The sequence below is a fragment of the Inquilinus limosus MP06 genome, assembly GCF_000767795.1.
In the GTDB taxonomy this organism is placed as follows: domain Bacteria; phylum Pseudomonadota; class Alphaproteobacteria; order DSM-16000; family Inquilinaceae; genus Inquilinus; species Inquilinus limosus_E.
This window is the reverse complement of record NZ_JANX01000210.1, coordinates 1-9,517: the sequence shown is the minus strand read 5'-3', so window position 1 is coordinate 9,517 and position 9,517 is coordinate 1. Positions and strand designations below refer to the sequence as shown.

The window sequence follows — 9,517 nt, the reverse complement described above, 5'->3', positions numbered from 1 at the left end:
CGACCCTCGGCGGCGGCGAGGGGGACGGTCTCCGCTTCGGCCACCACGGCCAGCCGGGACCGGAATTCGGTCAAAGCCTCCTCGACCGACAGCAGCCGGTCGCCGAGCGCGAAGCAGTCATCCGGGAGCCGGGTCATGCTCAGCCGGCCTTGCGGGCGAAATCGGCGACGAAATCGGCGATCGCCTCGATATCGTCGATGTCCAGCCGCGTCCGGGCCGGGTCGGCGATCGGCCCGTCGCTGGCCACCGCCACGATGCTGGGGTCCTCGGGATGCAGCGGCGGCTTGCCGGTCGCGGCCCGCCAGACCTCCAGCTTCGGGGGCGTCTCGCGCTTGAAGCCCTCCACCAGCACCAGATCGACTGGTTCCAGCTTCGCCAGCAGTTCGGCCAGAGGCGGCTCGGCGGCGCCGCGATGCTCATGCATCAGGGCCCAGCGCCGGTCGGACGAGACCAGCACCTCGGTCGCCCCGGCCTCGCGGTGGCGCCAGCTGTCCTTTCCGGGCTGGTCGACATCGAAATCGTGATGGGCGTGCTTGATGGTGGAGACGGTCAGGCCGCGGCCGATCAGCACGGGGATCAGCTTCGCCAGCAGCGTCGTCTTGCCGCTGCCGCTCCAGCCGGCGATGCCGAGCACGCGCATGAGGGATCAGCCGAAGGTGCCGGCAGCCTTGGCCGGGGGCGGGCTGCGCGGGTCCTCGGTGATGGCCTGGCGCACGCCCTCGCGCAGATAGCTCCAGCCGGTCACCAGGGTCAGCACCGCGGCCACCCAGATCCCGGCGATGCCGATCTCGGTCACCGGCAGCTTGCCGTCGAAGGCCCGCGTGCCGGTGTCGCCGACGATCAGGAAGCCGATGGCCAGCATCTGGATCGTGGTCTTCCACTTGGCCAGCGCGGTGACCGGCAGGCCGCGGGCGTTCATGCCGGCCAGGAACTCGCGCAGGCCGGAGATCAGCACCTCGCGCAGCAGGATCACCACGGCCGGGATCACCGACCAGCCCTGCAGCCGGTCGAAGGCGGCCAGCATGAACAGCACGGCGGTGACCAGCATCTTGTCGGCGATCGGGTCCAAGAGCCGACCGATCGGCGAGGTCTCGTTCCAGGCCCGCGCCAGCTTGCCGTCGAGATAATCGGTGATCGCGGCGGCGGCATAGATGACGAGACAGGTCCACGCCGCCCAAGGGGCCGGCACGTAGAACAGCGCGATCAGCACGGGAATGGCCGCGATGCGCGAGTAGGTCAGGAGGTTCGGCAGGCTGGTAACCATGGCGACGGCACTGACTTCAGGGGCTTCCGAACGCTAGCACATGGCGCCCCGGAGCCTGACCTTGAAATTCGTCCGGTCAGGCCGCATCGGGGTGGAAATGTCGGTAGATCAGGCCGGCGACGGCCTTGCTGATGCCGTCCACTGCCTCGAGGTCCTGCAGGCTGGCGCGGCTGACGGCGCGGGCCGAGCCGAAATGCAGCAGCAGCGCCTTCTTCCGGCGCGGGCCGATGCCGGCGATCTCGTCGATCGGCGACTTGGTGATGTCGCCGGCCCGCCGGGTGCGCTGGCCGCCGATGACGAAGCGGTGCGCCTCGTCGCGCAGCCGCTGCAGGAAGTACAGCACCGGGTCCTTCGGCTCCAGGCTGAAGGGTGGACGGTCGGCCATGAAGAAACGCTCGCGCCCGGCGTCGCGGTCCGGCCCCTTGGCGATCGACACCAGCGCCACATCGGTGATGCCGAGCTCGGCGAAGACCTCGCGCACCACGGTCAGCTGGCCCTGGCCGCCATCGATCAGCACCAGGTCCGGCCAGCCCTCCTGCTCGCGATCCGGGTCCTCCTTCAGGGCGCGGGCGAAGCGGCGGGTCAGCACCTCGCGCATCATCGCGTAGTCGTCGCCCGGGGTGACCGGCCCCTTGATGTTGAACTTGCGGTAGGCGCCCTTGATGAAGCCGTCCGGCCCGGCGACGATCATGGCGCCGAGCGCGTTGGTGCCGCCGAGATGGCTGTTGTCGTAGACCTCGATCCGGCGCGGCGGCGCATCCAGCCCGAACACCCGGGCCACGCCCTCCAGCAGCACCGCCTGGGTCGCGCTCTCGGCCATGCGGCGGCCCAGCGCCTCGCGGGCGTTGTTCAGCGCGTGGTCGATCAGCCGGCGCTTGTCGCCGCGCTTCGGCACCGCGATCTCGACCTTGCGGTCGGCCTTCAGCGTCAGCGCCTCCGACAGAAGCGCTTCCTCGGCGACCTCGTCACTGAGGAGGATCAACGGCGGTGGCGGGTTGGTGTCGTAGAACTGGCCCAGGAAGGCGGCCAGGATCTCGGCCTTCTCCGCCGCCTTGTCGTGGCTGGGGAAATAGGCGCGGGTGCCGTAGTTGCGGCCGCCGCGGAAGAAATACACCTGGATGCAGCTGTGGCCGCCGGCCTCGTGGATCGCCAGCGCGTCGGCGTCGCCGATGCCCTCGACATTGATGTCCTGATGCGACTGGACATTGGTCAGGGCGCGGATGCGGTCGCGCCAGCGCGCCGCCTGCTCGAAATCCAGCCGCTCGCTGGCGGCCATCATCTGCTCCCCGAACCGGCCTTGCACCGCCTGGCTGCGGCCGCTCAGGAAGTCGACCGCATTGGCCACCTGCTCGGCGTACTGCGCCTCGGTGACATAGCCGACGCAGGGGGCGGTGCAGCGCTTGATCTGGTACTGCAGGCAGGGCCGGCTGCGGGTCGAGAACACTGAATCCGAGCAGTTGCGCAGCAGGAAGGCGCGCTGCAGCGCGGTGATGGTGCGGTTGACCGACCCGGCCGAGGCGAAGGGGCCGAAGAACTGGCCGCTGGCCCCGGTGGCGCCGCGGTGCTTGGCGATGCGCGGGAAGGCATGGTCGCCCGAGATCATGATGTGCGGGAAGGTCTTGTCGTCCCGCATCACCACGTTGTAGCGGGGCTTCAGCCGCTTGATCAGATTGGCTTCGAGCAGCAGCGCCTCGACCTCGGACCGGGTCACCACGAATTCCATGGCGACCGTGTCGGCGATCATGCGCAGCAGGCGCGCGGGCTGCTTGCCGGTCTGGGTGTAGGCGAAGACCCGCTTCTTCAGGTTGCGTGCCTTGCCGACATAGAGCGCGTTGCCGTCCTCGTCGAGCATCCGATAGACGCCGGGCGAGCTGGGCAGGGTGCGCAGATGCGCCTGGATCACCGCGACCCCGTCGGCGATGCTGTGCGCCCGCGTCCGGGCGCGGCCCGAGGGCTTCGGGCGCTCAGGTGGTGGGGCGTCGGGATGCATGTCGGTCAGGGTATCGCTCATGGCCGCAATGTCGACCGGTCCGGGCGCCGCGTCCAGACCGGATCGTGAACGTCCAGGTGAGTCGGCCGGGCAGGGGAATGACGCTTCGGTGATATCCACCGAATCTGTGGATAACTTTGTGGGGAACTGGCCTTGAGATTGCGCCAACCGAGGCGCCGCCTAAGTGTCATCGATCTTGCTCAAAAAATAGGCAAAAAAGCTAGTTCATTGAAAAATATAGACAAAATCCAAGTCAAGTTGAAACAGAAGCATCATACACTATGTGCGAGCCGGAAAATGTCGGACCTCTCCGATTCGGATTTCGCCTGTGCACAACTTCCGGTCGCGGTGCGACGGCGAGGCCAGGAAATCCAAGGCGGTAGCGGCTTCCGCACAGCAGTCGCCCTGCGGCGACCGGGCGCAGGAGAGGGGTGTCACGGTGCTGCTCCGGCCCAGCACAAGGGTCAAGGCGGTTCGGTCGCGAATTTGAGATAATTTGGATGTGCGGCGCTTCGGCATCGCTATCCTGGCTGCTCATTCCAGGGGCACGATGCCCCGGCTCGGCTGGGCCCAGCCGAGATGCTCACCGCCATCCAGGGCGATCATCTGCCCGGTCATCGCCGGGGCGGACAAAATGAAGCGGATGGCGTCGCAGATCTCCTGCGGCGCGGTCGGCCGGCGCAGCGGCACGGCATCCCACTGCAAAGCGAAATGCTCCTCGCTCTGCCGGTCGCTTTTCAGCGTCGGGCCGGGGCCGATGCCGTTGACCCGGATCTTCGGCGCCAACGCCTGCGCCAGGGTGCGGGTCAGCGTCCACAGCCCGATCTTGGCCACGGTGTAGGACAAGAAATAGGGCGTGGGGTTCCACACCCGCTGGTCGAGGATGTTGACGACGTTGCCCGGCCAGTCCGCCGGCAGCTGCCGCGCCATCGCCTGGGTCAGCACCAGCGGGGCGCGGAGATTGGTCTCCAGATGCTCGTCCCAGCTGGCCCGGGTCGCCGTCGCCACCGTGTCCATGCGGAAGGCCGAGGCGTTGTTGACCAGCAGCGACACCGGGCCGAGCGCCTCGGCCGCCTGCGGCATCACCGCCTCGACCTGCGCCTCGTCCGTCAGGTCGGCCCGGATCGCCAGGCCATGCGCGCCGGCTGCCTCGATGTCGCGCACCGTCTGCGCCGCCTCGTCGGCAGAGCTGTGATAGGTGATCGCCACCCGCCAGCCATGCCGGGCGAGGTCGAGCGCGATCGCCCGGCCGATCCGCTTGGCGGCGCCGGTGACGACGGCGACGCGCGGCTCGGCCGTGCCGGTGGGCGGCCGGGGACGGTCTGCTGGGCTCATCGGCTCACGGTCCCTTGCGGCGGCGGCCGCCCTTGCGCGGCCTTTCGGTGGGCTTGGCGATCGACAGCGGCACGCCCTCCAGCGCCGCGGCATGGCCGTGCGAGCCGACGCGGGCATGGACAATGATGCCGGATCCCTGGTCCAGCTCCATCTCGGCCGTCTCCAGCCGCCGGATCTCGTCGCGCAGCCGGGCCGCTTCCTCGAACTCCAGGTTGGCGGCGGCCTCGCGCATCCGCTTCTCCAGGTCACCGATATGCTCCTGCAGCGACTTGCCGGTCAGGTGCTTCACGCCGCTGTCGCCGGTCGAGACGGTGACGCGGTCGCCGCGCTCATAGACGCTGTCGAGGATATCGCCGATCTGCTTCTTCACGCTTTCCGGGGTGATGCCGTGGGCGGCGTTGTAGGCCTGCTGCTTCTCGCGCCGGCGGTTGGTCTCCTCCAGCGCCGCTGTCAGGCTGCCGGTCATATTGTCGGCGTAGAGGATGGCGCGGCCCTCGATGTTGCGAGCGGCGCGGCCGATGGTCTGGATCAGCGAGGTGCGGCTGCGCAGATAGCCTTCCTTGTCGGCATCGAGGATGGCCACCAACCCGACCTCGGGGATGTCCAGCCCCTCGCGCAGCAGGTTGATGCCGACCAGCACGTCGAACACGCCCAGCCGCAGGTCGCGGATGATCTCGATCCGCTCCAGCGTCTCGACGTCAGAATGGATGTAGCGGACCTTGATGCCCGATTCGGTCATGTACTCGGTCAGCGCCTCGGCCATCTTCTTGGTCAGGGTGGTGACCAGGACGCGCAGGCCGCGGGCGATGCAGTCGCGGCACTCGGCCATGACGTCGTCGACCTGGGTCGCGGTCGGCCGGATGATGACCTGCGGGTCGATCAGCCCGGTCGGGCGCACCACCTGCTCGGCGAAGACGCCGCCGGTGCGCTCCATCTCCCAGTTGCCGGGGGTGGCGGAGACGAAGACGCTCTGCGGCCGCATCGCGTCCCATTCCTCGAATTTCAGCGGCCGGTTGTCGCGGCAGGAGGGCAGGCGGAAGCCGTATTCGGCCAGGATGTCCTTGCGCGCCCGGTCGCCGCGGAACATGCCCCCGACCTGCGGCACCATGACGTGGCTCTCGTCGACGATCAGCAGCGCGTCCTCGGGCAGGTACTCGAACAAGGTCGGCGGCGGCTCGCCCGCGGCCCGGCCGGTCAGGTACCGGGAATAGTTCTCGATGCCGGCGCAGCTGCCGGTCGCCTCCATCATCTCCAGGTCGAACTGGGTGCGCTGCTCCAGCCGCTGCGCCTCCAGCAGCTTGCCGTTGGCGTTGTACTCGGCCAGCCGCTCCTTCAGCTCCTCGCGGATGCCCTTGATCGCCTGCAGCAAGGTGGGCTTCGGCGTGACGTAGTGGCTGTTGGCGTAGACGCGCACCTGCTTCAGCGCCGCGAACTTCTCGCCGGTCAGCGGGTCGAACTCATGGATCGAATCGATTTCGTCGCCGAAGAAGGAGATGCGCCAGGCGCGGTCCTCCAGGTGGGCGGGGAAGATCTCGACCGTGTCGCCGCGCACCCGGAAGGTGCCGCGGCCGAAGGCGGTGTCGTTGCGCCGGTACTGGATGTCGACCAGATGCTTCAGCAGCACCTGCCGGTTCAGCCGCTGCCCGGCCTCCAGCGGGATGGTCATCTCGCTGTAGGATTCGACGTCGCCGATGCCGTAGATGCAGGACACCGAGGCGACGATGATGCAGTCGTGCCGCTCCAGCAGCGCCCGGGTGGCCGCGTGGCGCATCCGGTCGATCTGCTCGTTGATCTGGCTTTCCTTCTCGATATAGGTGTCGGTGCGGGCGACGTAGGCCTCCGGCTGGTAGTAGTCGTAGTAGCTGACGAAATACTCGACCGCGTTCTCCGGGAAGAAGCTCTTGAACTCGCCGTAGAGCTGCGCGGCGAGGGTCTTGTTCGGGGCCAGGACCAAAGTCGGGCGCTGCAGCGTCTGGATCACATGCGCCATGGTGAAGGTCTTGCCCGAGCCGGTGACACCGAGCAGCACCTGGTCGCGCTCGCCGCGCTCCAGCCCGGCCACCAGCTCGGCGATCGCCGTCGGCTGGTCGCCGGCCGGCTTGTAGTCGGAGACCAGCTTGAACGGGGTCGACCGATCCTTCTCCGGCAGGGCCGGGCGATGGATGACGACCGGGGAGGTCTCGCCGCGCGGCGAGGCCGGGGTGGGGGAGAGGAGGGGCGCCGAGCTCATGTCGCTACTATCGGTCCGGCCAGGGCGGAGGGGAAGGGCCGCCGACGAGGCGAAGCGGGATGCGGTCGGTCGGCGGCAGGAACACCACTGAGATGGGATTGGAACACAGCGGGAACAAGCCGTCAAACCGCCGCGTGTCTCCCTCCGGCCCTGGCCAGGGCGGCGAGGCCGGCGGCCAGCGCCGCGACCATGATCGCGTGATAGGCGAGGTCGAGCGCCGTCTGCGGGCCGACCCCGCCGGCGATGGCGGCCAGTCCGGCCAGGGTGCCGAGCAGGGCGAAGCCCTGGGCGGCCAAGCCGATCGCCCTGATCCGGCGCGGCAGGATCCAGGACAGGGCCAGCCCGGCCAGCAGCACGGCGGCGATGACGGTCTCCGCCGTCGCCGCCGCGCCATGGGCATAGCCGGGCAGCAGCCCGCCGCGATGGATCAGGGAGGCGAGGGCGAAGGCCATCGCCTCCGCTCCCAGCATCGCGCGGACCGGGCCGGGCGCCATCAACCCGGCTGCCGGATCGGGCTGAGATGCAGCCCGTCCAGCTTCCAGCCCTCCGCCAGGCGGCGGGCGATCAGCGTCACCCGGAACCGGCCGTCGGTGCGGTGGTCGCGGTAGCGGCCGGCCTGGGTCAGGACGCCGATGGCGACGGCTGCGCCGTCCTGCGCCCGGGTCTCGACCTCCTCCAGCGCGATCGACTCATGCACCAGCCCGTCGGCGAAGCGCTGCAGCCACTTCGCCTTGTCCAATACGAAGCCGACCGGCCCGACGCCCCGGAATTCCGGCGTCAGCAGCCGGTCCAGCGCCTCGGTGTCGGCCCGGCCCTCGGCCCGGGCCCAGTCCTGCCAGAGCGTGTCAGCGGTCATCGGTCGGATCCTCCTGCGGTGATGGGGGAGACATTGGCGGAGAGACGGGCCAGCAGGCCGCGCAGCCGCTCCAGATCCTCGGCGGCCAGGCCCTGGCGCAGCCGCCCGTCATGCGCCTGCGCCGCCTGGCGCAGCCGGTGGAACATCGCCGTGCCGGCCTCGGTCAGGCTGACCAGCTGGGACCGGCGGTTGCCGGGCGGGCGGTCGCGCCGCACCAGGCCGCGCTGCTCCAGCCCGTCGAGGTGATGGGTCAGGGTCGGCCCCTGCACCCCGACCCGCTCGGCCAGCTCGCCATGACCCAGCGGGCCGTCGCGCATCAGGGACATCAGCACCAGCCAGGTCGGCAGCGAGCCACCGGCCTCGGCCAGGGCGTCGTCGAAGGCGCGGCTGACCGTCTTGGCGGTCTGGGCCAGCAGCAGCCCGATCGGTGTCTGGGTCGATCGCATGAGCAGATATATAGATATCGAATCATTCGATGTCTATCAATTTGATCGCCGGCCGGCGGCTTGACAGAGCCTCGCCCGCTCCGCTATCCAACGGGCAATCACTTAACCGAATGGTTTATTCAACATGCCGGAGGACACGCCCGAGACCGCCGGCCCGCGGGCGACGCGCCGCGAATGGATCGGCCTGGCCGTGATCGCGCTGCCCTGCCTGCTCTATTCCATGGACCTGACGGTGCTGAACCTGGCGGTGCCGACGCTGACCGAGGACCTGCGGCCCAGCGCGGCGCAGCTGCTGTGGATCGTCGATATCTACGGCTTCCTGGTGGCGGGGTCGTTGATCACCATGGGCACGCTGGGCGACCGCATCGGCCGACGCAGGCTGCTGATGATCGGCGCCGCGGTGTTCGGCCTGGCCTCGCTGCTGGCCGCCTTCGCCAACAGCGCCGAGACGCTGATCGCCGCCCGGGCGTTGCTGGGCGTCGCCGGGGCCACCGTGGCGCCATCGACCCTGTCGCTGATCCGCAACATGTTCCACGACCCCGGGCAGCGCACCGTCGCCATCAGCGTCTGGGTCACCAGCTACTCGATCGGTGGCGCCATCGGCCCGCTGCTGGGCGGCGTGATGCTGCAGCATTTCTGGTGGGGGTCGGTGTTCCTGCTGGCGGTGCCGGTGATGGGGCTGCTGCTGATCGTCGCCCCGATCCTGCTGCCGGAATACCGCGACCCGCAGGCCGGGCGGCTGGACCTAGCCAGCGCCGCGCTGTCGCTGGTGGCGGTGCTGGCCGCGATCTATGGCGTCAAGGCGCTGGCCGAGCACGGGCCGGGCTGGCCGCCGCTGCTGTGGATCCTGGCCGGCCTCGCGGTCGGCGCCGTCTTCATCCGCCGCCAGGCACGGCTGGCCGACCCGCTGATCGACCTGCGGCTGTTCCGGTCGCCGGGCTTCGCCGCGGCGCTGGCGGTCAACGTGCTGGGCCTGTTCGCCGTGTTCGGTACCTTCCTGTTCGTGGCGCAGTACCTGCAGCTGGTGCTGGGCCTGTCGCCGCTCGAGGCCGGGCTGTGGACGCTGCCCTCGTCGCTGGCCTTCGTCGCCGGGTCGATGCTGACCCCGATGGCGCTGCGCCGCACCCGGCCGGTGGTGCTGATGACCGGCGGGCTGCTGCTTGCGGCGCTGGGCTTCCTGGCGCTGACGCTGGTCGACCACGTCTCCGGCCCGGCGCTGCTGGCCGTCGCCGCGGTGGTCTTCGCCACCGGGCTGTCGCCGGTGTTCACCCTGACCACCGACCTGATCGTCGGCGCCGCGCCGCCGGAGCGGGCGGGGTCGGCCGCCGCGATCTCTGAGACCGGGGCGGAGTTCGGCGGCGCGCTTGGGATCGCCGTGCTGGGCTGCGTCGCCACC

General features: G+C 69.5%; 9 protein-coding genes. 1 reads left to right on the top strand and 8 read right to left on the bottom strand.

Features of this window, described 5'->3' with window-relative positions; all coding sequences use genetic code 11:
• Positions 1-139: 139 nt before the first annotated feature.
• The 8 genes from mobB to P409_RS17040 form a co-directional block, all read right to left on the bottom strand.
• Positions 140-640 carry a molybdopterin-guanine dinucleotide biosynthesis protein B gene (gene mobB / locus P409_RS17075; protein WP_034839893.1) on the bottom strand — a complete coding sequence of 167 codons (501 nt, stop codon included), beginning with the start codon at positions 638-640 and terminating at the stop codon, positions 140-142.
• Positions 641-646: 6 nt separating this feature from the next.
• Positions 647-1,264, bottom strand: coding sequence for a CDP-diacylglycerol--glycerol-3-phosphate 3-phosphatidyltransferase (gene pgsA / locus P409_RS17070; RefSeq protein ID WP_034839890.1), 618 nt, complete (start codon positions 1,262-1,264; stop codon positions 647-649).
• A 76-nt stretch (positions 1,265-1,340) separates the two neighbouring features.
• Positions 1,341-3,254, bottom strand: a complete 1,914-nt coding sequence (uvrC, locus tag P409_RS17065) for an excinuclease ABC subunit UvrC (protein WP_152613423.1) — start codon at positions 3,252-3,254, stop codon at positions 1,341-1,343.
• Positions 3,255-3,788: 534 nt separating this feature from the next.
• A complete protein-coding gene (locus P409_RS17060) occupies positions 3,789-4,589 on the bottom strand; it encodes an SDR family oxidoreductase (RefSeq protein ID WP_034839888.1) in 801 nt (266 codons plus the stop codon).
• A gap of 4 nt (positions 4,590-4,593) precedes the next feature.
• Positions 4,594-6,819 carry an excinuclease ABC subunit UvrB gene (gene uvrB / locus P409_RS17055; protein WP_081991573.1) on the bottom strand — a complete coding sequence of 742 codons (2,226 nt, stop codon included), beginning with the start codon at positions 6,817-6,819 and terminating at the stop codon, positions 4,594-4,596.
• Between the two features lie 122 nt (positions 6,820-6,941).
• A complete protein-coding gene (locus P409_RS17050; protein ID WP_202964696.1) occupies positions 6,942-7,271 on the bottom strand; it encodes a hypothetical protein in 330 nt (109 codons plus the stop codon).
• A gap of 41 nt (positions 7,272-7,312) precedes the next feature.
• A complete protein-coding gene (locus P409_RS17045; RefSeq protein WP_034839885.1) occupies positions 7,313-7,675 on the bottom strand; it encodes a nuclear transport factor 2 family protein in 363 nt (120 codons plus the stop codon).
• Positions 7,672-8,121, bottom strand: coding sequence for a MarR family winged helix-turn-helix transcriptional regulator (locus tag P409_RS17040; RefSeq protein WP_034839882.1), 450 nt, complete (start codon positions 8,119-8,121; stop codon positions 7,672-7,674). The genes P409_RS17045 and P409_RS17040 overlap by 4 nt, the downstream gene beginning before the upstream one ends.
• 124 nt (positions 8,122-8,245) lie before the next feature.
• Here P409_RS17040 and P409_RS17035 point away from each other — a divergent pair.
• Positions 8,246-9,517, top strand: a 1,272-nt coding sequence (locus P409_RS17035) for an MFS transporter (RefSeq protein WP_034839879.1), incomplete at its 3' end; no start/stop codon positions are given.

Coding starts and splice junctions, on each gene's coding strand:
- uvrC (WP_152613423.1), bottom strand. CDS start 3,254: ATGCATCCCGACGCCCCACCACCTGAGCGCCCGAAGCCCTCGGGCCGC.
- P409_RS17040 (WP_034839882.1), bottom strand. CDS start 8,121: ATGCGATCGACCCAGACACCGATCGGGCTGCTGCTGGCCCAGACCGCC.
- P409_RS17050 (WP_202964696.1), bottom strand. CDS start 7,271: ATGGCCTTCGCCCTCGCCTCCCTGATCCATCGCGGCGGGCTGCTGCCC.
- pgsA (WP_034839890.1), bottom strand. CDS start 1,264: ATGGTTACCAGCCTGCCGAACCTCCTGACCTACTCGCGCATCGCGGCC.
- P409_RS17060 (WP_034839888.1), bottom strand. CDS start 4,589: ATGAGCCCAGCAGACCGTCCCCGGCCGCCCACCGGCACGGCCGAGCCG.
- mobB (WP_034839893.1), bottom strand. CDS start 640: ATGCGCGTGCTCGGCATCGCCGGCTGGAGCGGCAGCGGCAAGACGACG.
- uvrB (WP_081991573.1), bottom strand. CDS start 6,819: ATGAGCTCGGCGCCCCTCCTCTCCCCCACCCCGGCCTCGCCGCGCGGC.
- P409_RS17045 (WP_034839885.1), bottom strand. CDS start 7,675: ATGACCGCTGACACGCTCTGGCAGGACTGGGCCCGGGCCGAGGGCCGG.